The organism is Pseudomonas sp. FW305-3-2-15-E-TSA4, assembly GCF_058787295.1.
This window is the reverse complement of record NZ_JBYSZP010000005.1, coordinates 103,691-125,853: the sequence shown is the minus strand read 5'-3', so window position 1 is coordinate 125,853 and position 22,163 is coordinate 103,691. Positions and strand designations below refer to the sequence as shown.

Here is a 22,163-nt window from a genome sequence, read left to right as displayed (position 1 = left end):
GGTCACCTGAGAGTCAGTTGTTGTTACTGTCTTTGTTGTCGACGCGGTAGCCGAAGCTGAAGCCCACGCCCTGGAACAGCACCACGTCCGCCAGTTGCCGAGCCAGCTCACCGGCACTCGCCAGTTTGGTTTTCGGCACGAACAGCATGTCGTCCGGTTGCAGGTAGGCGATCTGCGACGCATCGCCCGACAGGGCTTTTTCCACGTCGTAGTGCACGGCCTGCACCTGGTTGCCGTTGCGGCGCATGATCACCACCGAGTCGAGCCGCGCCTTGACGTTGGTGCCGCGCGCCAGGGTCAGCGCTTCAAGCACCGAGACCGGACGGCGGATCGGGTAGGAACCCGGTTGGCCGACTTCGCCGAGTACGTAGATCTCATTGCCGGCGGTGGACTTGAGCATCACATCGACGCTCATCCGCCCCGGCAATTGCGCGTACTTCTGGTTGAGGAAAGTTTCCAGTTGGTTGATGGTCATGCCTTGCAGCGGCACCGCGCCGATTTCCGGAAAACTCGCATAACCGTCATTGCCCACGGTGATCTCGCGGCTCATGCCGGTGGCCGGGTGATTCAGTGCGCTTTTCAGGTTCTGCTCATTGGTCAGCGGGCTGATGACCTGCACCGTCAACTGATTGCGGTTGGGCTGGAACAGCTGTTTGCGCTGGTAGGCACGCTGGATTTCATCGCGCGCCTCATCGGCGGTCAGGCCGGCGATTTTCACCGAGGTGTTGGCGCCGGGCAGGTTGATGGTGCCGTCGGGCAGCACCAACTGGTTGCCATTGAGCTGGCTGGCGGCGGTGAAGTTCAGGCCGATCTGGTCACCCGACTGCACGCGGTAGGCGTCCGAGCCGCTGGTGCTGATGTGGAAGATCACATCCAGCACGTCTTGCGGGCGCAAGGTCTGCTCGATCTTCGGCATGTCGGTGGCCTGGGCGTTGGCCGGGGTGGCGGTGAGAATGTTCACCGGCATGTTCTGGGTTTCGGAATTGCTCGAGCAGCCTGCAAGCGGCAGCATCAGCAGAACCAGTATCTTGGCGTTCATGGCGTCATCCCTCGCGTTTGCTTACAGGTTTTTGTAGAGCCACTTGGGCATGTAGTACTTGCGCCGGTTGAACACGCTGCCGACCACCTTCGCGCCGGCCTGGGTCAGGCGTTGCACGGCGGCCTGGGCGACTTCCCAGCGGGTGTCTTCGGCGCGCACCACGAACACCACGCCATCGACCTGAGTGGCGAGCACCAGCGTGTCGGCGGCGGAATACACCGCGTCACCGTCGATCACCACGAAGCGGTACTGGGTGCCAAGTCGGTCGAGCAGCGGGCTCAGGCGCTCGGCGGTCAGGTGTTCCAGAGTGCGGATCGGCCGGCCGTTGGGCAGCACATGGAAAGGCAGGCTGGAAACCTGCACCACGCAGTCCTGCAACAGTGGCGGGTTGTCCGGGTTGAACAGCAGGTCGCGCAGGCCGCGCTCCTTGCCCAGGTTCAATTGCTGCGTGAGGTTGCCTGCCGACTGGCTGGCATCGACCAGCAACACCTGGCCGCTGCTCATCTGCGCCAGTTGGCTGGCCAATGCGAGGGCACTGGTGGTGGTGCCTGCGCCGGGGTTGGCGGCGGTCAGGAACAGGATCCGCAGATCCAGATCCAGCACGGTCGAAATCAGGTTCGATTCGCTGGGGTTGGCAATGCTCAGGCTTTTGTTGGTTGAACCGTCCATTAGCTTGCTCCGTGGCCGCTGAATACTTTGAAGGGGGTTTTCAACAAGATCTTCAGATCAAGCAGGAGGCTCTGCTCGGCGATATAGCTGAGGTCCAACTCAACGCGCTGGTCGAAGTCGATGTTGCTGCGCCCGGAGATCTGCCACAGGCCGGTCATGCCGGGGTAGATGCTCAGGCGCGCAAGGTGGTTGTCCTTGTAGCGGTAGGCGTTGAACGAGGTCGGCCGCGGGCCGACCAGGCGCATGTCACCGCTGACCACGTTGAACAGGTTGGGCAGTTCATCGAGGCTGGTACGCCGCAGGAAACCGCCGATGCCGGTGATGCGTGGATCCTTGTCGATCTTGAAATCGATGGCGTCGACCCCGTGCTTGTTGAGGTGGCGCAGCGATTCCTTCAGTTCTTCGGCGTTGCAGACCATGGTGCGGAACTTGTACATGCCGAAGGTGCGGCCGCGATAACCGGTGCGTTTCTGCACGAACATCACCGGGCCCGGGCTGGTGAATTTGATGGCCAGCGCCAGGCCCAGCAGCAGCGGCGAAAACACCACCAGAATCAGCAGCGCACCGAAGCAGGCCAATACCCGGTTGGTGCGTGACAGCGTCCATGGCCGGCCGCCGTCGCGGCCGGTCAGCCAGCCACGGCCCTGCCGGTGGATGGCGCTATCGAGGCGCATTCGGTGCTCGGGATCCATGCGCTTGTCGCGGCGCATCTGATTGATCGGTACACCTTGTTCATGTCCAGTCATGGGGTCCTCCGCTGATGTTCAGCCGCGAGCGGCGCGTGGGCGATAGGCAGTGGGGTAGTAGTCGCGAAACCAGGCGATGAAACGCCCCAGTCCTTCATCCAGCTCGATCCGGGGCTGGAACCCGGTGGCCTGGGCCAGATCATCGGTCTCGGCACAGGTGTTGAGCACATCGCCCGGTTGCAGGGGCAAGAGCTCGACAATGGCTTTCTGGCCGAGGTGTTTTTCCATCAGCGCCAGATAGGTTTTCAGCTCCACCGGGTGGTGGCCGCCGATGTTGAACAGGCACCACGGCGCCATGCTGCTGCCCGCGTCGGGATGTTCACGATCCCACTCCGGGTGGCTGTGCGGCGGATGGTCGGTGAGGCGCGCGATGCTTTCGACGATGTCGTCTATATAAGTGAAATCGCGCTGGTGCTCGCCGTAGTTGAACAGCTTCAGCGGTGTGCCTTCGGTGATCGCCCGGGCAAACTGAATGGGCGACATGTCCGGCCGACCCCATGGCCCGTAAACGGTGAAAAAGCGCAGGCCGGTGCTGGGAATGCCGAACAGATGGCTGTAACTGTGGGCCATCAGCTCGTTGGCTTTTTTGGTCGCGGCGTACAGCGACAGCGGATGATTCACCCCGTCATGCACCGAGTACGGCGTGTGCTGGTTGGCGCCATACACCGAGCTCGACGAGGCGTAGATCAAGTGCTCCACCGGATGGTGCCGGCAGCCTTCGAGAATATTCAGGAAACCGCAGAGGTTACTGTCGAGGTAGGCCTTCGGATTTTCCAGCGAGTAGCGCACCCCGGCCTGCGCCGCGAGGTGGATCACCACTTGCGGTTGCTCGCGGACAAACAGCGCTTCAATCGCGGCGGCATCGGCCAGATCGATCCGCGCCAGCGGGAAATGCCCGACCTGATCGCGCACCCATTGCACCCGATCGTGTTTCAGCTGCGGGTCGTAATAGCCGTTGAAGTTATCCAGGCCGACCACCGCATGCCCGTCGCGCATCAGCCGCAACACGCAATGGGCGCCAATGAAGCCGGCTGCGCCGGTGACCAGGATTTTCATGGGCGCAGTCCTTCCGGAGCGATGTGGCGCAGGCCGATGCCGCTGTAATGCAGACCGGCGGCGGCCACGTGTTCCGGGTTGAAGAGGTTGCGACCGTCGACAATCACTTTCGAGCGCAGCTTGCTCGCCAGCAGCTCGAAATCCACTACGAGAAAATTCTTCCACTCGGTGCAGATCACCAGCGCATCGGCATCTTCCAGGGTGTCGTCGCGGGTGGCGCACAGGTGCAGGTCGTTGCGATAGCCGTACAGGCGCCGGCATTCGGACATGGCTTCCGGATCGTAGGCCTGCACGCTGGCGCCTTCGGCCCACAGCGCGTCCATCAGGTAGCGGCTGGGGGCTTCGCGCATGTCATCGGTATTGGGTTTGAACGCCAGGCCCCAAATCGCAATCGACTTGCCGGCCAGACCCTGCGGAAACTGCGCCTTGAGTTTGCCGAAGAGGATGTGCCGCTGGCTGTCGTTGACGTCGGTGACGCTGCGCAGCAATTTCAGCGGCATGCCGTTGTGTTCGGCGGTGTGCAGCAGGGCGCGCAGATCCTTGGGGAAGCATGAACCGCCGAAGCCGCAACCGGGGTAAATGAAGTGGTAACCGATGCGCGGGTCGGAGCCGATGCCTTTGCGCACCGCTTCGATGTCGGCGCCGAGCAGTTCGGTGAGGTTGGCCAGTTCGTTCATGAAGCTGATGCGCGTGGCGAGCATCGCGTTGGCCGCGTACTTGGTCAGCTCGGCGCTGCGGTTGTCCATGAACATCAGTTTTTCGTGGTTACGGCAGAACGGCGCGTACAGCTCGCTCATCTGCTCGCGGGCTTCGTCATCGCGGGTGCCGACGATGATCCGGTCCGGGCGCATGCAATCGGCGAGGGCGCTGCCTTCCTTGAGGAATTCGGGGTTGGACACCACGCGGACCTTGAGGGCACTTTTGCCGCGACGGAGCAACTCTTCGCTGGCTTTGGCGGCGACCTGGTCAGCCGTGCCGACCGGCACCGTGGACTTGATGATCAGGGTGCGATCGGCCTCCATGTGCGAGGCGATCTCCCGAGCCACGTTCAGCACATGGGTCAGGTCGGCGGAACCGTCTTCATCGGCCGGCGTGCCCACGGCGATGAAAATCAGCTCGGCATGCTCCACCGCGTCGCTGGCCTGAGTGCTAAAGAGCAAGCGGCCGGCCTTGATGTTTTCTTCGAGGGTGCTGGAAAGACCAGGCTCACTAATAGGTGGCACAGCTTGTTGCAGTTGCTTGATCTTGTTGGGGTCAATATCGACACATAAAACCCGATGCCCTACATCTGCAAGTGCGGCGGCTTGAATTAATCCGACATAGCCGGTGCCAAATACGCTCACGTCCATCTGCGCACCCTCGATAGAGCGAAAAGAAGAAGTTCGGAAGAAGACTGTAAAAGGGGTATAGCGCAGGGTTTGGAAAGCGTGTCAGCAAAATGACATGTTGCACCTGTATAACACTTGAGCGCTTTTTGGCGATTGGCCATCAAGTCATTGCTGCGATTGGATTTGTTGTTTTTTTGCAGATTTGTTCAGATTTAAAATAAGCGATAAACGGTTGTAAGTCTTTAATTTAAAGGCTTCTAGCGTTTGGTGTGTGTCAGATTTGAGTCACCGGTTTTTTGACGCTTTCTAAAGAAAACAGTCAATTCTTGCGCTTTGATGGCTGGGTGCTAGTGTCAGGTTCTGACCGACAAACCTTTGACTCCCTGCCGTTTTGCACGAGCGGTATCGCCATGTTCAGATATGCCAAAGAAGTACTTTTAATTGTTTATTTGCTGCTTTATTCCGAATATTACGTTGATCGGTTAAATGCTATCGGCGTCGGTTTTGCTGTACTTCTTTTTGGCGCGATGTTTTTGGCGCTTACTTTAGCGTTATATCTAACGGCTTATATTCGTCAGGCTCTCATTCGCCACTTATTCGCAATAACACTGTTTGTCTCGGCGGTGTTTTTCGATGTCTATACCCGGGTCACCGCGGATTACCTGAGCTACAGCAGTTTTGTCTCGCTGGTGTACTCCGGCGGCTTCATTCAGGAGGCCGCCTACCAGTATCGCGACGCGATCATTCATGGCGCGCTCAGTGGTCTGCTGTTGCTGTTTGGCATCGGTCTGAAACCGCGCCATGCACTGGTGGTGCCCAACACGTTGCGTGTGGCGGCGCCGGTGTGTGGTGTGCTGCTGTTGAGCGCGGTGTTGTTCCTGCGGGCGGGCGAGGGCGCGCGCGGTTTGCCGATCATGTACACGCCGCTGGCCTATCTGAACCTGTTCGCTTATGAAGCGCTGCACAACACGGTCGGCCCGCGCGAGCCGGTGACGCTGGCGCGCAACGCAGTGGCGATCAATCACGACATCGTGCTGATCATCGACGAAAGCATTTCCGGCAATTACCTGGACATCAACGCGCCGTTCGGAGTGCACAGCAACCTGAATCAGGCGCATCCGGGCGTCGACATTTTCAACTACGGCTACGCCGCATCCATCGCCAATTGCAGCGCCGACACCAACGTCACGTTGCGCTACGGCGGCACCCGCGCCGACTACATGCGCATCAACAGCACGCTGCCGTCGATCTGGCAGTACGCGAAAAAGGCCGGGTTGCGCACGGTGTACATCGACGCTCAGCGCACTGCCGGCAATCTGCAGAACCTGATGACCGACACCGAGAAAAAAGACATCGATGAATTCGTCCAGTTTGACCAGACCAGCGTGCGTGACCGCGACATGGCTGCCGCCGCCAAGCTGATCGAATTGCTCAACGATGATCAGCCGGAGCTGGTGGTGATCAACAAGGTCGGCGCGCATTTCCCGGTGCACGACAAATACCCCGACGCCTTCATGGCCTACCGTCCGACCTTGCCGCGCGGGCAATTCACCGAAGTCGCCGACACCGGCAAACGCGACGGTTTCAACGGCCAGCCGGATGACTGGGTGCTGTACCGCAACGCCTACAAGAACACCGTGCTGTGGAATGTCGGCGAGTTCTTCGCCCGGGTATTTGCCCAGGCCAATTTGCACAATGCGCTGCTGATCTACACCTCCGATCACGGTCAGGACCTGCATGAACGCGGCAACCCCGGGCTCAATACCCACTGCGGCGGCGATCCGGTGGAGGAAGAAGGGCTGGTGCCACTGGTGGTGATTCAGGGCGATCAACTGCACGGGCCGGACTGGGCGCAAGCGTTGCCGGCGAACAAGGACCGCTCGAGCCACTACAACATTTTTCCGACGCTGCTGCAGGTGATGGGTTATGACCTGGCGGGAGTCGAGGCGCTGTACGGCAAACCGTTGACGCTGCCGACGGCGGACGACTTCACCTTCAACTACCGCTTCAATGCGCGGCTGGGGGCCAAGCCTGAGTGGAAGCACATTGATCTGAAGACCATCGTCACACCGGGTGCGGCGGCGACCAGTGTGGCGACCGGGGATTGAGATTTGTGCCGGTTTCACTGGCCTCATCGCTGGCAAGCCAGCTCCCACAGTGTTTCAGGGTGTACTCAGTATTTGTGGACAACCTCAATCCCTGTGGGAGCTGGCTTGCCAGCGATGGGGCCAGTTCAAACACCGCTGATCTGAAGATATTTCCTACGGTGTTTGATGGTGAGTCCAGTATTTGTGAGCAACCTCAATCTCTGTGGGAGCTGGCTTGCCAGCGATGAGACCAGTACGAACACCACTGATCCAATCAGGCCGCTATCCGCTATCCTTGCCCCACATTGACCCAACGGATGGCGGCATGCTTCAGGTTCAAGGCGTGTTCAAAAGTTACCTCACCCCCCAAGGTCCGCTCCCGGTGCTGCAAGGCGTCGACCTGACGCTCGAAGCCGGCAGCAGTCTGGCGCTGATGGGCGAATCCGGCAGCGGCAAAAGCACCTTGCTGCACCTGATCGCCGGCCTCGACAAGGTTGATCGCGGCAGCATCCACAGCGGCGAGCATCGGCTGGAGCAGATGAACGAAGCGCAACTGGCCGACTGGCGCCGTACGGAAATCGGTCTGGTGTTCCAGCAGTTCAACCTGATCGGCAGCCTGCGGGTCGAGGACAATCTGGCGTTCCAGGCGCGCCTGGCCGGGCGCCATGAACCGCGCTGGCAAGCGCATCTGGTGCAGCGTCTGGGGCTGGGCGATTTGCTCAAGCGTTATCCCGAACAACTTTCCGGCGGTCAGCAGCAGCGGGTGGCGCTGGCCCGGGCCTTGGCGTCGCGGCCGAAACTGCTGCTGGCCGACGAACCCACCGGCAGCCTCGACGAAGCCACCAGCGACGAAGTGCTGCGCCTGTTGCTCGAGTTGCTGGATGACACGCCGACCACGCTGTTGATGGTCACGCACAGCCCGCGGGTTGCAGCGCGGCTGGCGCAACGGGTGGTGTTGTCCAATGGCCGTCTGACGTGAACGTGTTCTGGCAAACCCTGCGTGCGCTGCTCAGCCACTGGCGGCGGCATCCGGTGCAGTTCTTCAGTGTGCTGACCGGGCTGTGGCTGGCCACCAGTTTGCTGACCGGGGTCGAGGCACTGAACAGTCAGGCCCGCGACAGTTACGCCCGGGCCAGTCAGATGATTGGTGGCGAACCCCAGGCCAGTCTGGCCACACCGAGCGGTGCGACCTTCACCCAGCAGTGGTTCATCGATCTGCGCCGCGCAGGCTGGCCGGTGTCGCCGCTGCTGCAGGGACGGCTGCTGCTCAAGGATCACCAAGACCAGCGCCTGCAACTGATGGGCATCGAACCGGTGTCGCTGCCGATGGACGCTGCGGTGGCCGGGCAGGCGATGCCGATCGAGCGCATCGTCGCGTTCTTCTCACCGCCGGGCAGCACCTGGATTTCCCCGGAAACCCTGCACTCCTTGGGCCTGACCGAAGGCGCCACGCCGCAAACCGCCAGCGGCCAGACGCTGCCGCCGCTGCACGCGCAAAAGGACATGGCGCCTGGCGTGTTGCTGGTGGACATCGGCGTCGCGCAAACCGTGCTCGAACAGCCCGGGCAACTGTCGCGCTTGTTACTGCCCAAGGATTTTCACGCCGAGCTGCCGGCCGCGTTCAACGGTCGACTGCAGCTCAAAAGCAGCGCCGAGGAAAACAATCTTTCGCGTCTGACCGAGAGCTTTCACCTCAACCTCGATGCCTTGGGCTTTCTCTCGTTTCTGGTCGGACTGTTCATCGTGCACGCGGCCATCGGTCTGGCGCTGGAACAGCGTCGTGGTCTGCTGCGCACGTTGCGCGCCTGCGGGGTCAGTGCGCGGATGTTGATCGGCTGTCTGGTCGTCGAGCTCGGTGTGCTGGCGTTGGCTGGCGGGGTGTTCGGGGTCATCAGCGGTTACTGGCTGGCGAGCGTGTTGCTGCCGGATGTCGCCGCCAGCCTGCGCGGTCTGTACGGCGCGGAAGTGGCGGGGCAGTTGCGCTTGAGCCCGTGGTGGTGGTTCAGCGGTATAGGCTTGAGCCTGCTCGGCGCGTTGCTGGCCGGCGCCAACAGTCTGTTGCGGGCGGCACGCTTGCCGCTGTTGGCGGTGGCGGATCCGCAGGCGTGGCATCAGCAGCATGCGCGCTGGTTGCGCCGTCAGGGGTGGCTGGCGGCGCTATTGGGCGTGATCGCATTGCTGGCGCTGCTGTTCGGCGACAGCCTGAGCAGTGGTTTTGTGTTGATGGCCGGGTTGCTGCTCGGCGCCGCGCTGGCGTTGCCGGTGGTGCTCAGCGCAGTGCTTACTCCTTTGCTCGGGCGCAGTCGTTCGGTGCTCGGTCAGTGGTTTCTCGCCGATTGCCGCCAGCAACTGCCGGCACTCAGTCTGGCGCTGATGGCGTTGCTGCTGGCGCTGTCGGCCAACATCGGCGCCGGCAGCATGACCGCCGGTTTTCGCCAGACCTTCGACGACTGGCTCGAACAACGCCTCAGTGCCGAGCTGTACCTCAACCCGGTCAATCCGGCGCAATCGCGCGAGATGTACGCCTGGCTCAAGCAACAGCCGAACGTCAGCGCGGTGCTGCCCAACTGGCAAGTCGCGGTCACCCTGCAAGGCTGGCCGGCGGATGTCTTCGGGGTGATCGATCATCCTTATTACCGGCAGCACTGGCCGTTGCTCGAGGCGATTGCCGGAGATCCGTGGGCGCATCTGGCGAACGACGATTCAGTGATGCTCAGCGAACAACTGGCACGACGGCTGAAGGTGCGGGTGGGGAATCATTTGAACGTGCCGACACCGGGCGGGGCGTGGTCACCGCGGATCGTCGGGATCTACGCCGACTACGGCAATCCCAAGGGGCACGTGCTGGTCAACAGCAATCATCTGCTGCGGCTGTGGCCATCATTGACACCGAACCGTTTCAACTTGCGCATCGCGCCGCCGGACATCCCGCCGTTTTTGCGCGCACTGCAAACGCGCTTTCAGCTTGATGACAGCCGCATCGTCGATCAGGCGCGACTCAAGGGTTGGTCGGTGCAGGTTTTCGAGCGCACCTTCGCCGCCACCGCCGCGCTCAACAGCCTGACCCTGGCGGTGGCCGGTGTGGCGCTGTTCATCAGCCTGCTGACTCAGAGCCAGAGCCGCCTCGGGCAACTGGCGCCGCTGTGGGCCTTGGGCGTGACGCGCCGCCAGTTGATGCTGCTCAACCTTGGCCAGACGTGGCTGCTGGCGGTGTTGACGCTGGTGCTGGCGTTGCCGTTGGGGATCGCGTTGGCGTGGTGTCTGGACGCGGTGATCAATGTGCAGGCATTCGGCTGGCGTCTGCCGTTGCGGATTTTTCCGCTGCAACTGCTGCAGTTGCTCGGGCTGGCGTTGCTGGCGACGCTGTTGGCCTCGGCGTGGCCGCTGTATTCGTTGTACCGCACACAACCGGCGGATCTGCTGAGGACGTTTGCTCATGAGGATTAACCGGGTTGCGCTGCTGTTCGCGCTGCTGCTGTTGGCCGGTTGCGATCAGCCTGTGCCTGAGCAGAAGGGCTTCGCCGGGCTTGGCGATCAGGCTGCGCAGTTCACCGCTGTGGTGCCGGGGCGGGTATTCAGCTTTCCGGCGGATCACGGCGCGCATGACGGTTTTCGTATCGAGTGGTGGTACGTCACCGCCAATCTCAAGGACCGGCAGGGTCACGATTTCGGTGTGCAATGGACTCTGTTTCGCAGTGCGTTAAAGCCTGCGGCAGAGCAGCCGGGCTGGGGCAATCAGACGATCTGGCTCGGGCATGCCGCGGTGACGTCGGCCACCGCGCACCATGCCGCCGAGCGCTATGCCCGAGGCGGAGTGGGGCAGGCCGGGGTGAACGTCGCGCCGTTCGAGGCGTGGATCGATGATTGGCGCTTCGCCAGTCAGGCGCAGGATCCGCTGACCGATCTGCAACTCAGTGCCAGCGACAAAGCTTTCAGCTATCAACTGCACCTCACCTCCAGTCGTCCACTGGTGTTGCAAGGTGACAACGGTTTCAGCCGAAAATCCGAACAGGGCCAGGCCTCTTACTACTACAGTCAGCCGTTTTTTCAGGCCAGCGGCACCCTGCAAATTGACGGCCAGACCTACACCGTCAGCGGCCCGGCGTGGCTGGATCGTGAATGGAGCAGTCAGCCGCTGGCAGCGAATCAGACCGGCTGGGACTGGTTTTCCCTGCACCTGGACAGTGGTGAGTCGCTGATGCTGTTTCGCACCCGGCAAACCGACGGCGCGCCGTATCTGACCGGCACCTGGATCAACGCCGACGGCCGTACCGAAACCCTGCACGGCGCGCAGATCAGACTCACACCCAAGGACACCGCAAAAGTTGCCGGCCGCCAGATGCCGGTGCGCTGGTCGATCAGCATTCCCGACAAACACCTCGACATCAGCCTCGACGCACTCAATCCCAATGCCTGGATGAACCTGCGCATCCCTTACTGGGAAGGGCCGGTGCGAATCAGCGGCAGCCACGGCGGGCGCGGCTATCTGGAAATGACCGGGTACTGAGTTTCGTACACAAACCCCTGTGGGAGCGGGCTTGCTCGCGAAGGCGCCGGTACAGTCACCCACAGAGCAATTGCCCGGAACTCCGCCCCGTCTACCACCCTCTACCTAACAATCCCGGCCCATTTCCGAGACCCCGGCGAGGAGCCCGCCCATGAGCGACGACCTGCAACCCCCAGACCTCACCACCTGGCAGCGCCTGTTCGACGATCAGACCTACTGGCAGCAATCCCCCGACGCTCACTATTTCGACCTGCAACGCATCGCCGACGACCTGCTCGGCCAGGGCGCGATCGATCTGGAGCAGTGGCAGATCCTGCGCGCCAAGGCCGATGACCTGCACAAGGATTCGCCTGCCGTGAACGTTACTAATGAACTGGATGACCCTGACGCCTGAGGAGAACCACCATGAAACCCGTATCCCCCAGCGAACACCCCGACGAACCCCGGCCACCGGGAGAAACCGAGCGCGACAACGACGCCCTGCGCCCGACCGACCCCAAACAGCGCGAGGACAGCGGCAAGGGCACCACCAGTGGCGAGTCCACCGCGCAGGAGACCGCCGCGGCAGAAACGAAAGCCAAGCCCTGAACAGCGTCTATGCTCAGTGGCACATTCGGCGCCAAACACACGTTGGCGCCGGTTGCTGCCATTCATTACAGGGAAAGTACCGCTTATGAAGCTCCACGCTCTGGCCAAGGCCATCACCCTCGCAACCGTTCTGTCCGCCACCAGCTTCGGCGTAATGGCGGCCGATATTCCGCTGTCCGCCACCGTCGAGGCCGATCAGGTCACCACCAAAGTGCTGGCCGTCGATGCAGCCAACCATCAGGTGGTGCTGGAAGGCGCCGAAGGTCGTCAGGTTCACGTTCAGCTCAGCGACAAGGCGAAAAACCTCGCCAATCTTCAGGTCGGCGATCTGGTAAAAGTCGAAGTACAACGCTCGGTGGCGGCTTACCTCGATACCGATGTAGATAAAGGTCTGCCTGGCACCGTCGAGCGTAGCGGCGAGCTGCGCAAGGCGCCGGGCAGCGAAAACCCGGGCGGCGAGGCTTATCGCCAGATTCAGGTGCAACTGAAAATCACCAAAATTGATTTGAAGAATAATCAGGTGACCCTGGAAAACCCTCAAGGTCAGTCGAAAATCCTCGACGTCAAAAAGCCTGAAATTCAGGCCAAGCTGAAAGATCTGAAAGTCGGGCAGAGCGTAGTTGTCACTTATACCGATGTATTAAAAGTGACCAGTCAGCATGAAAGCTGAGTATTAACTCTACAAGATGATTGTTCTTGTACAAATTATTGTATGAGAACAATCATCTGAAATGAGCTGAGCTGTGCTTTGAAAGTTTCACGAAAGGATTTCGTCGATAAATATCTATTAACTTTTTCGTACATAAAATTTACCTTTGTGTATGACGACATATCTGCCAACTTCTATTAAAATCCTTACCGTTCGCCCAGTGTCAGGGCTCTTTACCGGTGCATGGATTGCCAGGCCATTACACTGGGCGAACACCTCTTCGGAGCGGATGTATACAATTTCAGATAAAAAAAGGGCGACTTTGCAGTCGCCCTTTTTTGTGTTCGCAATTATGCCGATGCCTGCCCCGCAAAGCGTTTGAGGGTGGCTTCATACATCTTGGTGCGGCGGTGGTTTTTGCCGTACGTGCCAGCGGCGGCGACGGTTCCTGCCTGGATGTGATCCAGATAGCGGAAAATCTTGCGTGGTGACAGCAGCTTGATGCCATAGCCCAGACCGACCATTCGATCCTGCAGGGTATAACCGGGCACTCGGTCATCCATGCAAAAGTGCAGTCCATGGGACTTCATCAACTTGGCGTTCCACAAAGTGCAGAAACTCTTGAGATGAGTTTCCCGATAAGGTTTCGGCTCTTTGCTGCGCAAACCCAACGCAGTTTTCGCCCGGCGAATATAGTGTTTGCAAAACCGCGAAGTTAGTCGCCAGGTGTCTCTCAGAATCCCTCGATTGATTTGCTCGACACACCCGACTGCGGCGATGTCCGCAGACTTTGTACACTCACGCAGCATCATCGCGAAGACTTCCTTATCGTAGACAAAGGTGTCGGTGTGCAGCAGAAACAGATAGTCGGTTTCAACTTTTTCCAGCGCCAGATCCAGCGCCTTGCCATGCGCAATATGTCCCGCTTCTTTGCCGGGGGAGGGACGTTCAATCAGATTGATCCAGTCCAGCGAACGCAAGTAATCCAGGCTGGCATCCGCCGAATCATTGTCCACCACCCAAACCGGAATGCGCTGCGCCTGAACGTGCTGACGCAATAACTCCAGGCACATCCGGGTGATGTCCGGGGTTTTGTAATTTACCAATACAAGACTAAAATTCGGCTGCGTAACGGCTGGTAAATCAAACTGGCTCATTCGGTAAGCTCATCCGCGGTTGATCGGCGACAGGTATCTCTCGGGCCGGGATGCTAGCGACGCAAGCTTAGTTGAAGCTTAATTTGCCGTTCAGCAAGCCATTCGAAGTGTGTCGAGCCACGACATCTCGCGCACGACGCAAGCCGGCCCACAGGCTAAACTGCGCGCCCCTAACACGCTTCAAGGACAAAACGGCGCCTGCCGTTGCCTCACGGATGAAACCACTTTCCCTCTACCACCCGGCCCTGTACTGGCTGCGAGTGTGGCAAAAAAGACTGTTCCGCCAGATCGCTTGGCACTGTTCCAGCAAACGCTACGCACGCCTGGTTGCCGACGCTGACCGTCTGCCATTCCGCTACCTCAAACACACCTCGAAACTCATCCGCAAACTCGGCGACTCCGACCTCGCCCTGCAACACAACAAAGTCATCAACCTCAAACTCGCCGTCGCCGCCATCGACGGCCTCATCATCGCCCCCGGCGAACACTTCTCCTTCTGCCGCCTCGTCGGCCGCCCAACCCGCAAACGCGGCTACGTTGAAGGCATGGAACTGTCCTTCGGCGAAGCACGACGGGGTATCGGCGGCGGAATCTGCCAACTGAGCAACCTGATCCACTGGATGGCGATTCACTCGCCACTGATAGTCGTTGAACGCTCCAACCACAGCTTCGATCCCTTCCCGGACGAAGGACGAGTCCTGCCATTCGGTTCCGGCGCGGCGATTTTCTACAACTACGTTGATCTGGTACTGCACAACCCGACGGATCGGACGTTTCAGTTGAAGTTGAATGTGGGGGACACGCAGCTGGAGGGGGAGTTGTTGTGCGATCGGGTGCGGGAGTATCGGTATCACGTGTTTCAGAAAGGTCACCGGTTTGTGCGGGAGGGGGAGCGGGTGTATCGGGAGAATGAGATCTGGCGGGAAGTGCGGGAGAAGGGGCAGGTGGGGGAATTGGTGGAGAGGGTGAGGTTGTATCGGAATCGGGTGGTGGTTAAGTATGAGGTGATGGACGAGTTGATCGGGTAGGGCGCACCAATAGCAACATGATATTGGCGCCCACTGGTCAGTTTCTGAAATAAAGCTCATCCAGTTGGCGTTTGCGTATGGACAGATACTCTTCCCATACCTTGGGGAAGTCTTCATCTTTGGTCAGCGGGAAGGTCAGATAGATGTGCCTTCCAACCACACTGATGTATTGCCTCACACGCTTGAAGGCGGGTTGTTCGTAAGCTGCCACGCTTTCGTCATAGGCGTCATGGTAGTGATGGATGCTCACTCGGTGCGGGGCGATCATGCACCGCGAGAAATCGATCACCCAGCAGCTGTCAACGGCTGTGCTCAAATAACCGTAGACACCGTCGCTGGATAGACGAATGCACGAATTAGCCTGGGTGCCGTCGTCATCGTTGACCAAAATGATCTTGTCCGCGAAGTAATTGATATTTCTGCCGTCAGGTCCTTGCAGGAGCAAGCTCCAGCCTTCGGCTCCCATGCGGAACTCACCGTTGTTTTCGAAGGTGGCGGTCCAGTTGTTGGCGAGTGTGATTTGATGTTTATTCATGGGTGCTCATGTAAACAGAAGGGCCACAAAGTAATGGGTATAGTTTCTGCCTAGAACCAAGGAGCTCACGAGCCAGGTTTATGAAAGCATTTAGGTTGTGAGGTAATCACATCTATGTAATAAGAAACTATGATCTGTTCCCGATATCGTCGGTAGTGTCTGAATGCACTACTGTCTATAAAAGTGTCAGTGAGCGCATTGCGCTACACTGCGCCGTCATTATTGTATGCTGTAATATTGGCTATACTAATATTTTTTGCTTGGCATGTGACTGCACAGTTATTTTCAAATTTAATTGTGACTTTGTAGTCTAAGGATTTTCCCTCGATTGTTAAGGCGGTGGTGCCGCTGAAGTTAAAATTCTCTACATTAAAATTTTCTATCTCTACTATGTAGAGCTGAAACGCATACTCGTTGTAATTCTTTGTCAGCCACTTTTTAGGGGCTGCTTGCTCTATTTTGCTGGATAATTTTATGCATATAGAGTTTCCGTCCAGCATTACGTATGACGTACGCATGCTTGAGGGGGAATATGTTTCTCCGAAAATAGACGTCCACTGCTTTTTGTTCGATATTGCTGATGTCCACATGTTAGATTTCTCAAAATGCTTAGTGATCTCTACTAGATTCTTTGCTTTTACTAAGTTTTAAGTTGGTCGTAGATTTAAGTTTAGCAAAAGGGAAGTATTTGTTTTTAATGTCTTTTGAGGTATCTGTGGAATATGAATTTGTCCCCTTCGTCTCTTGATTCTTCTTCATTTATTCGATGTCCATAGCTTTTCTATATTTTTCGAATGTGATAACGCATGCTTCATCTTCATCGATTAACTTTTCATAAAAGCTGTCGTCATCAGCCCATTCGCAAAAAACGAGCTGTGTCTTGACTTTTTTGTTGTATGTGTCTTTTGAGTTTAGGACCCAATAAGAAGAAAGTTTTTGTTCGGTGATTTCAAAAAAATCTAGTGCGAACGGTTTGGGGTATTCATCGTAAGAGTCTGCGCATATATAAATCCATGGGCAATTATCCCAGAACTCTATACCGTAAACCGTATATTCTTTTCCAATTTCTATGTCTAGTTCACTGTCGCTGATCGAGATGTAACGCTCCAGTCTTGTTGCAGTATCTTGCGTAAAGCTGTTGTCTATTTTGTTTGTTTTGCATCTGACTTTCATTTTTCTTTATAGTCCCCAGGTGGCACGGATGGGTTGTTACCCCATGGTTTTATATCATCAGTGCTGTGTTTTTTTCAAAAAGGTGACAGATTTGTTTTTCAATATCTTTGAGTGCTATGGAAAATAATCTGTTTCCTTTGATCGCTGTCCTTATAGATGTAAGCGTATGGAAACTTCGCTGCTGATTATATCTATAAAAGTCTGTTGAGAATTATATGTTTGAAAATTTATTTAAGGTTTCCAAAATTTAATCCCTTCCATGTGGCGCTCAATGTCATCCATGTCATCATCTCCTAGTGTCGAATCAAAATTCTTGCTTATGATTTTTCTTACTTTGGCAAGTCGTTGGGTGACTCCTTCGTTATCAATGAAGTTAGTGGTGGCTTTTTGGTAGTTTTCGATTGGCTTGTCGGAGTAATAGCTACCCATTTTGTGCAGTGAAATTAATATGAACTCGATATCTGCTAGGACTTCGAGAGCATCTTCTCCGTTAAGAATAATTTTTTTGTTGGTTTCTAACATTATTTCCGCCGATTAAATGTGGGGTTTTCAAGCGTCACATTTCCTTTGGGTGTAAGATTTTTATGCCGTATCTACAGTTTTTTTATCCATTCAGGTTTAATAACGGGAAGTGATTTAAAGAGCGGGGTGGATTTGTTTTAGTGTTTTTTTGTAAAGTGTGAAAAATAAATTTTCCCTCTCGCTTTATTTGCTTTTGCTATATTGGTAGGTACTGGGTTTAGATGTCTGTATTTCACGATTCGATCATGAGTGATTCAATTTTTTTATAAATTCAATCTTGCTTTTGGTTCTGAACTCACCAAGAAAGACTTCGGAGTTTTTAACAGGTTTTCCTTTTTGGTCGTGATCGATTTTCAGAAAATCAATTACGAACTCTCCGTTGGGGTCGCCATCAGGTTCTACTCTAGAATCGAAGCAGTGCCCGCTACTTCGACGTACCCCGCCCAATAGTACTGAGCAGGTAAACCAGTCGGTGGTTTCTGGTGTAAATTCAACTTCAAAAAGGTTGTTGATTGTTACTGTCCAACCGCTTGGGACTCGAATCGGTTGAAGTTCATATTTGAGTTTTGGTCTAATTTTACATTGCCCATGTATTTTTTAATTAATTGAAAAAGTCGGCGGATTTATTTCCTTCAACAAAAAAATTAGCTCCCCTCTGATTGCAGTTCGGCAACTAGAACGGGTATTCACACCGCCATGGAGTGGTGAAAAGTTCTGGGTCGATGTCATACTTCTCAAGAAGGGCGTTGATTTCCGCCTCAGAGTTCATGGTTTCTATTTTTAAGAGATTGATGTCTCGGTCGTCCACGCCGTCACTTATTTAAAGTGTTTCGGTTGGGATTGTAAATATCACTGTTGCATATCGGAAATTTTTCGATTGATGGATAAAGTCGTAATACTGATATGGATCACTGGTAAAGGGGTATTTGTAAATGGCGTATACTGAAATCCATTTTCTTAGTGAAGGATCTTCGGATTTTAGCTCTTGCGCAATGTTGTTGTAACCTGTTCCGTCGAGCCCATACCATACGCTTCGTGGGATACATTTTTGTGTTGTCATTTTTGCCCCTCGAACGGATTTTGGTATTGCTTGCTCATATGTTGGTTGGGTGGATGGAGATTTCTTTTGCAATAATATCTACGTATATGGGTAGGGTATGTTTTTTTTGCTCAAGAGAAATTAGTATTATCGCATCCCCAATTTTTAATACACCGCAACCGTCGTCCTCAATAACGATTAACTCTCCTGTGATGTATGTGAATCCTAGTTCGAAGGATATGGAAGGCGTGTTTTTTGAGGAGGGGGTCAAGTTTTCTCCCCAAATGAACTCATCATCTATATTGATTTCGACATCAAGTGTTTGATTTGCGTTAGGGGGCGAACCTGTAAATACTGATAAGCCTTTTCCATAGGGTGTTGAATACTCGACAAGTATTTTATTGTGCGTACTTTTAACTATGCTTGCTATCGTAATATTCATTTATTTTGTTCCTAGTGGTACTCGTATTACGGTGTTGTCGACGTTCATTACATTGTTTATTAGATCTAGTGTCCACGTCTCTTCATGGTAGTGATGCTTATTCGGTTTGCTACTCATTTCGTGGTTACCATACCGAATACTTCTCTTGCCGTCGGCAGACACAATTCTATCGTTGTCTGGTAACCCAGTCCTAGGATGAATATTTGTATACGGCCCCTCACCTAAGAAATCTTCCCATCGTTTTACTGCATCTTGTGGTTTTACTGGTTTACTTCCATAAACCTCATTGTGATATCCCTGACCGATAGGTGGTGGTTCTGGGGGAGCGGAAGGTCCTGCGTCTTTGACTGTATCCCCTGAAGTAGACCCAGGGGTTGCACCTTGCGGTAATTTCTTATCCGCATCAGGACAGTTACCGCTCAAACCCAACGGATCCACCCACCCCGTAGGGTTAGGCACGTACTGGTAGTTATTCAACCCGCCCGCAAGCTTGATCGGGTCCGGCGTCAAAAACCGCCCAGTGCCCGGATTGTAGTAGCGGTGCCGGTTGTAATGTAACCCTGTCTCGGCGTCGAAATACTGACCCTGGAAGCGCAGCGGGTTATCGATTTCGCTGACGTCCAGCGCAGCGAGGTTACCGTAGGCGCGGTACTTCGCGGACCACATGATCTCGCCACTGTAGTCGGTGAGTTCCTGCGGTGTGCCGAGGTGGTCGAGTTGGTAGTAAAACGGCGTGGCTTTGCGCGGGCCTTCGCCATCAAGCATCGCCAGTGGACGGAAGCTGCCCGGCTCGTAAATGTAGCTGCGATAGCGATTGTCTGCGCTTTCGGCGATCAGCCGTTCGCCTTGCCACAAGAACTCGGTGGTCTGACCATCGACAGTTTTTTCGATACGACGACCGAAGGCATCGTATTTGTAGAACGCGGTGCTGCCACCCGGCAGGCTGACGCCGATTAGGCGATGCTGGCAGTCGTAGCGGTATTCGGTAACGAGTTTCTGGCCCGTGCCGCGACGTTCGCGGATCAGGTTGCCATAGGCGTCATAGTCGTAATGACGGTCGCCCTGCATCAGCAAGCGGTTGCCTTTGACGTTGGCGAGGTTGGCCGTGCCTTCGTTGTTCTGACCGAGCAGGTTGCCCGCCGGGTCGTGGGCGAAGCTTTCCGGTGTCGTGCCGCGTACGCTGACCAAGCGATCGAGCGGGTCGTAATGGTAGCTGCGATTGCCTTTGCGGCTGTCGTCAATGCCGGCGAGATTGCCGTTGGCGTCGTAGTTGTAGCGCCGCTGGAACAGGTTTTTATCACGCTGGCCGACGGTGTGTGCTTGCAGGCGGCCTTGTTCGTCGTATTGGTATTGGCTGAGCAACAGGCCTTGCTGGCGCTGTTGTTCGCGACCGGCGCTGAACTGGTGGCTGGTCAGGCGTGAGCCGTTGAGGTCGATGCTGCTCAGGCGTCCGCCGGACAGGTGACGGTAGTCGAGTGTGCTGCCGTCAGGGAGACGGCAGTGACTCAGTTGGCCAACGCTGTCGTATTCGTAACGCGTGGTGCCCCAGCCCTGGTGTTCGGTGATCAGGCGATCCTGCACGTCGTATTCATAGGCGAGCGGCCAGTGGCCGTCGTCGACATTCACCAGACGACCCAAAGCGTCGTAGCTGTAATGAATCTCTTCGCCATCGGCGAGGGTTTTTACCAGCAGACGGCCAGCGGTATCGCGCTGGTATTCGGTAACAAGTTCGCTGCCGTCATCACCGAATTCGGTTTTCTTCAGCAACTGGCCGTTGAGGTCGTATTCGTAGGCCGTGCGACGGCCGTCGAAGCCGGTTTCCTGTTGGATCAGGCCGTTCGAGTAGTAATCGAGCTGGTAATGTTCGCCGCGCTCGTTTTCGATGTCGGTGAGTAACAGACGCGAGTTGTCGTAGCGATAGCGCAGTTGGCTGCCGTCCGGATTGATGCGGCGGCTGACCAGGTGTAGGTTTTCCGCATACTCATATCGCGTGACGCGACCGAGTTCGTCGCGTTCGGCGGTGACGTTGCCATAGGCGTTGTAGGTGAAGGCACGTGTTGCGCCGCCCGGCAGCGTGACTTGTGCCAGGCGGTTGGCCGCATCCCATTGGTAGTGGGTGATGGCGCCGGATTCTTCCTGACGGGTAATCTGCCGACCCAGTGCATCGTAGCGATATTTACGCTGGCCGCCGTCCGGCAGGCGTTCTTCCAGTAACTGCCCGAGGTTGTTCCAGCCGAGTTGATGGCGGCTGCCATCGGGGTGGCGGATCTCCAGCAGGCGACCCTGGGCATCGTAGCTGTATAGCGTGGCATTGCCGTCCGGGTCGATTTGTTGGGTGATGTCGCCCTGACGGTTACGTTGGTACTTCCAGCTGGCTTTGCCGCGATGAACATCGCTGACGAAACCATTGATGTATTCATACGTGGTGGCTTCGTCTTCCGGCGGGATGACGGCAGTCATCAGTCCGTTGTCGTCGTACCGGTATTCGGTGACGGCACCCAACGGATCCTTTTCCGCGATCAACTGACCTTTGTCGTTGTACGCCTTGAGGTGTTCGGCGCCGTCCGGGTCGACCTTGCTGATCAGTCGCGCCTGGTCGTCGTGGGTGTAGACCTCTTCGCTGCCATCGGCGTTGGTTACCGTTACGCTGCCTTTATCGTCCCAGGCGTAATGCGCTTCCATCTGCGAGAAGTTGGCCCAGTGACGGATGCAACGAGACAGTTTGCCTTCGTTCTCCCACTCCCAATAGAAGGCCGCGCCGCCCGCCAGTTGGCGCTCCAGAATCACGTGCTGTTCGTTGTAGCGATAGCGCTCGGCTTCGCCGGCCGCGTTCTTCGCTTCGATCAGACGGTGCTGTGCGTCATAGCTGTACGTCACCAGCGTTTGAACGGTATTCCAGGCATCTTCCAGGTTGTCCGCTGGCAGGAACTGTTGATAGTCCACAGCGATAATGTGTTAGCGGTCGTAACGCAGCAGCAGGGCGCGACCGGCACCGTTATCGAGGCGCTTGATTAGACCGTGGATATCGCGCGTGACGTGCAGCCGATTGCCATAGCTGTCGCTGATGGCGATCAGGGTGGCGCCTTTGCTGTTGAAGCGGAAATGGTAGACGGATGAATTTTTGCCGTCTGGGGCCAGAATCAGAAAAGTGACAGATTTATTCTTGTAAGAAAAAACTGTCACCTAAGCTCGGTTCTCTTTTGTTTGCGTGTCTGTGGCGCTGAGAAGCGAAAAAGAGACAAGAGGTTAGTTTTATCATCATGGGTATATAAAATATACCTGTCAGTTCTCTTATTTCTTAATCATCTACACAGATGGAGTGAAAATTGAATGGTTCTAATTTTTTTCTGACAGAGTCTACTGCTTGTTCACTGGGTTTCTGTGTGCTGACAGATGCGTAGATGTCGTTTATGACTAAATCTGAATCGGTCTTGTTAATTTCTGAAATCAAGGAGGCTAGATTTCTATCAGAAAAATACTCATAAAGAAGAGTCAGTACAGGAAAGTAGTCTGGGGCGGATATACCTTCTGGGTAAGCCTGTTTCAACATGTGAAAAGCATCTAATAAGGACTCATCTAAATCACTTTTTGTCTTCAC

At 56.1% G+C, this 22,163-nt stretch carries 20 protein-coding genes and 1 pseudogene; 8 read left to right on the top strand and 13 right to left on the bottom strand.

Features of this window, described 5'->3' with window-relative positions:
* Positions 1–13 precede the first annotated feature (13 nt).
* Genes AC3WMV_RS08460 through AC3WMV_RS08440 form a run of 5 tightly spaced genes read right to left on the bottom strand, consistent with a single transcriptional unit; the run spans position 14 to position 4,859 of the window.
* Positions 14–1,039, bottom strand: a complete 1,026-nt coding sequence (locus AC3WMV_RS08460) for a polysaccharide biosynthesis/export family protein (RefSeq protein WP_103367654.1) — start codon at positions 1,037–1,039, stop codon at positions 14–16.
* 21 nt (positions 1,040–1,060) lie between these two features.
* The gene (locus AC3WMV_RS08455; protein WP_007961335.1) at positions 1,061–1,708 is read right to left on the bottom strand and encodes a CpsD/CapB family tyrosine-protein kinase; all 648 of its coding nucleotides are present in this window, start codon (positions 1,706–1,708) and stop codon (positions 1,061–1,063) included.
* Entirely contained in the window at positions 1,708–2,454 is a 747-nt protein-coding gene (locus AC3WMV_RS08450; RefSeq protein ID WP_096796214.1) for a sugar transferase, read from the bottom strand. The genes AC3WMV_RS08455 and AC3WMV_RS08450 overlap by 1 nt, the downstream gene beginning before the upstream one ends.
* Positions 2,455–2,472: 18 nt before the next feature.
* Complete coding sequence (locus AC3WMV_RS08445; protein ID WP_097088761.1) at positions 2,473–3,510, bottom strand: NAD-dependent epimerase; 1,038 nt, start codon at positions 3,508–3,510, stop codon at positions 2,473–2,475.
* Positions 3,507–4,859, bottom strand: coding sequence for a UDP-glucose dehydrogenase family protein (locus tag AC3WMV_RS08440; protein WP_103367655.1), 1,353 nt, complete (start codon positions 4,857–4,859; stop codon positions 3,507–3,509). Before AC3WMV_RS08440 ends, AC3WMV_RS08445 begins: the two co-directional genes overlap by 4 nt.
* Positions 4,860–5,248: 389 nt before the next feature.
* Here AC3WMV_RS08440 and AC3WMV_RS08435 point away from each other — a divergent pair, with 389 nt between their 5' ends.
* The 7 genes from AC3WMV_RS08435 (at position 5,249) to AC3WMV_RS08405 (ending at position 12,690) form a co-directional block, all read left to right on the top strand.
* A complete protein-coding gene (locus AC3WMV_RS08435) occupies positions 5,249–6,946 on the top strand; it encodes a sulfatase-like hydrolase/transferase (RefSeq protein ID WP_103367656.1) in 1,698 nt (565 codons plus the stop codon).
* A gap of 304 nt (positions 6,947–7,250) precedes the next feature.
* On the top strand, positions 7,251–7,904 hold the full coding sequence (locus AC3WMV_RS08430) for an ABC transporter ATP-binding protein (protein WP_027611612.1): 654 nt from the start codon (positions 7,251–7,253) through the stop codon (positions 7,902–7,904).
* Positions 7,901–10,372 carry an FtsX-like permease family protein gene (locus AC3WMV_RS08425; RefSeq protein WP_103367657.1) on the top strand — a complete coding sequence of 824 codons (2,472 nt, stop codon included), beginning with the start codon at positions 7,901–7,903 and terminating at the stop codon, positions 10,370–10,372. Before AC3WMV_RS08430 ends, AC3WMV_RS08425 begins: the two co-directional genes overlap by 4 nt.
* Positions 10,362–11,432 (top strand): lipocalin-like domain-containing protein, encoded by a 1,071-nt coding sequence (locus AC3WMV_RS08420; protein WP_103367658.1) that lies wholly within the window; start codon positions 10,362–10,364, stop codon positions 11,430–11,432. Before AC3WMV_RS08425 ends, AC3WMV_RS08420 begins: the two co-directional genes overlap by 11 nt.
* 151 nt (positions 11,433–11,583) lie before the next feature.
* Entirely contained in the window at positions 11,584–11,826 is a 243-nt protein-coding gene (locus tag AC3WMV_RS08415) for a hypothetical protein (protein ID WP_097088770.1), read from the top strand.
* Positions 11,827–11,837: 11 nt separating this feature from the next.
* Complete coding sequence (locus AC3WMV_RS08410; protein WP_027611616.1) at positions 11,838–12,020, top strand: hypothetical protein; 183 nt, start codon at positions 11,838–11,840, stop codon at positions 12,018–12,020.
* A gap of 85 nt (positions 12,021–12,105) precedes the next feature.
* A complete protein-coding gene (locus tag AC3WMV_RS08405; protein ID WP_103367659.1) occupies positions 12,106–12,690 on the top strand; it encodes a hypothetical protein in 585 nt (194 codons plus the stop codon).
* Positions 12,691–13,019: 329 nt separating this feature from the next.
* On the opposite strand, the gene AC3WMV_RS08400 is transcribed toward AC3WMV_RS08405, so the two are convergent.
* Positions 13,020–13,826, bottom strand: a complete 807-nt coding sequence (locus AC3WMV_RS08400) for a glycosyltransferase family 2 protein (protein ID WP_103367660.1) — start codon at positions 13,824–13,826, stop codon at positions 13,020–13,022.
* A gap of 215 nt (positions 13,827–14,041) precedes the next feature.
* Between AC3WMV_RS08400 and AC3WMV_RS08395 the strand changes: the two genes are divergently transcribed.
* Positions 14,042–14,854, top strand: coding sequence for a VanW family protein (locus AC3WMV_RS08395; RefSeq protein ID WP_103367661.1), 813 nt, complete (start codon positions 14,042–14,044; stop codon positions 14,852–14,854).
* A gap of 37 nt (positions 14,855–14,891) precedes the next feature.
* Here the strand turns inward: AC3WMV_RS08395 and AC3WMV_RS08390 are convergent, their stop codons facing one another.
* The 7 genes and pseudogenes from AC3WMV_RS08390 to AC3WMV_RS08360 form a co-directional block, all read right to left on the bottom strand.
* The gene (locus AC3WMV_RS08390) at positions 14,892–15,389 is read right to left on the bottom strand and encodes a hypothetical protein (protein WP_097088777.1); all 498 of its coding nucleotides are present in this window, start codon (positions 15,387–15,389) and stop codon (positions 14,892–14,894) included.
* A 203-nt stretch (positions 15,390–15,592) separates the two neighbouring features.
* Positions 15,593–15,979 (bottom strand): Imm50 family immunity protein, encoded by a 387-nt coding sequence (locus AC3WMV_RS08385; RefSeq protein WP_103367662.1) that lies wholly within the window; start codon positions 15,977–15,979, stop codon positions 15,593–15,595.
* A gap of 169 nt (positions 15,980–16,148) precedes the next feature.
* Positions 16,149–16,562, bottom strand: coding sequence for a hypothetical protein (locus AC3WMV_RS08380; protein WP_103367663.1), 414 nt, complete (start codon positions 16,560–16,562; stop codon positions 16,149–16,151).
* 231 nt (positions 16,563–16,793) lie between these two features.
* Positions 16,794–17,084 carry a hypothetical protein gene (locus tag AC3WMV_RS08375; RefSeq protein ID WP_027611622.1) on the bottom strand — a complete coding sequence of 97 codons (291 nt, stop codon included), beginning with the start codon at positions 17,082–17,084 and terminating at the stop codon, positions 16,794–16,796.
* 1,094 nt (positions 17,085–18,178) lie between these two features.
* Positions 18,179–18,565 carry a hypothetical protein gene (locus tag AC3WMV_RS08370; protein WP_027611624.1) on the bottom strand — a complete coding sequence of 129 codons (387 nt, stop codon included), beginning with the start codon at positions 18,563–18,565 and terminating at the stop codon, positions 18,179–18,181.
* 404 nt (positions 18,566–18,969) lie between these two features.
* Positions 18,970–21,682: pseudogene (locus tag AC3WMV_RS08365) on the bottom strand (RHS repeat-associated core domain-containing protein); the annotation flags it as partial.
* Positions 21,683–21,863: 181 nt separating this feature from the next.
* Positions 21,864–22,163, bottom strand: coding sequence for a DUF3349 domain-containing protein (locus AC3WMV_RS08360; protein ID WP_103367665.1), 300 nt, complete (start codon positions 22,161–22,163; stop codon positions 21,864–21,866).

Coding starts and splice junctions, on each gene's coding strand:
- AC3WMV_RS08460 (WP_103367654.1), bottom strand. CDS start 1,039: ATGAACGCCAAGATACTGGTTCTGCTGATGCTGCCGCTTGCAGGCTGC.
- AC3WMV_RS08455 (WP_007961335.1), bottom strand. CDS start 1,708: ATGGACGGTTCAACCAACAAAAGCCTGAGCATTGCCAACCCCAGCGAA.
- AC3WMV_RS08450 (WP_096796214.1), bottom strand. CDS start 2,454: ATGACTGGACATGAACAAGGTGTACCGATCAATCAGATGCGCCGCGAC.
- AC3WMV_RS08445 (WP_097088761.1), bottom strand. CDS start 3,510: ATGAAAATCCTGGTCACCGGCGCAGCCGGCTTCATTGGCGCCCATTGC.
- AC3WMV_RS08440 (WP_103367655.1), bottom strand. CDS start 4,859: ATGGACGTGAGCGTATTTGGCACCGGCTATGTCGGATTAATTCAAGCC.
- AC3WMV_RS08435 (WP_103367656.1), top strand. CDS start 5,249: ATGTTCAGATATGCCAAAGAAGTACTTTTAATTGTTTATTTGCTGCTT.
- AC3WMV_RS08430 (WP_027611612.1), top strand. CDS start 7,251: ATGCTTCAGGTTCAAGGCGTGTTCAAAAGTTACCTCACCCCCCAAGGT.
- AC3WMV_RS08420 (WP_103367658.1), top strand. CDS start 10,362: ATGAGGATTAACCGGGTTGCGCTGCTGTTCGCGCTGCTGCTGTTGGCC.
- AC3WMV_RS08415 (WP_097088770.1), top strand. CDS start 11,584: ATGAGCGACGACCTGCAACCCCCAGACCTCACCACCTGGCAGCGCCTG.
- AC3WMV_RS08410 (WP_027611616.1), top strand. CDS start 11,838: ATGAAACCCGTATCCCCCAGCGAACACCCCGACGAACCCCGGCCACCG.
- AC3WMV_RS08405 (WP_103367659.1), top strand. CDS start 12,106: ATGAAGCTCCACGCTCTGGCCAAGGCCATCACCCTCGCAACCGTTCTG.
- AC3WMV_RS08400 (WP_103367660.1), bottom strand. CDS start 13,826: ATGAGCCAGTTTGATTTACCAGCCGTTACGCAGCCGAATTTTAGTCTT.
- AC3WMV_RS08395 (WP_103367661.1), top strand. CDS start 14,042: ATGAAACCACTTTCCCTCTACCACCCGGCCCTGTACTGGCTGCGAGTG.
- AC3WMV_RS08390 (WP_097088777.1), bottom strand. CDS start 15,389: ATGAATAAACATCAAATCACACTCGCCAACAACTGGACCGCCACCTTC.
- AC3WMV_RS08385 (WP_103367662.1), bottom strand. CDS start 15,979: ATGTGGACATCAGCAATATCGAACAAAAAGCAGTGGACGTCTATTTTC.
- AC3WMV_RS08380 (WP_103367663.1), bottom strand. CDS start 16,562: ATGAAAGTCAGATGCAAAACAAACAAAATAGACAACAGCTTTACGCAA.
- AC3WMV_RS08375 (WP_027611622.1), bottom strand. CDS start 17,084: ATGTTAGAAACCAACAAAAAAATTATTCTTAACGGAGAAGATGCTCTC.
- AC3WMV_RS08370 (WP_027611624.1), bottom strand. CDS start 18,565: ATGAATATTACGATAGCAAGCATAGTTAAAAGTACGCACAATAAAATA.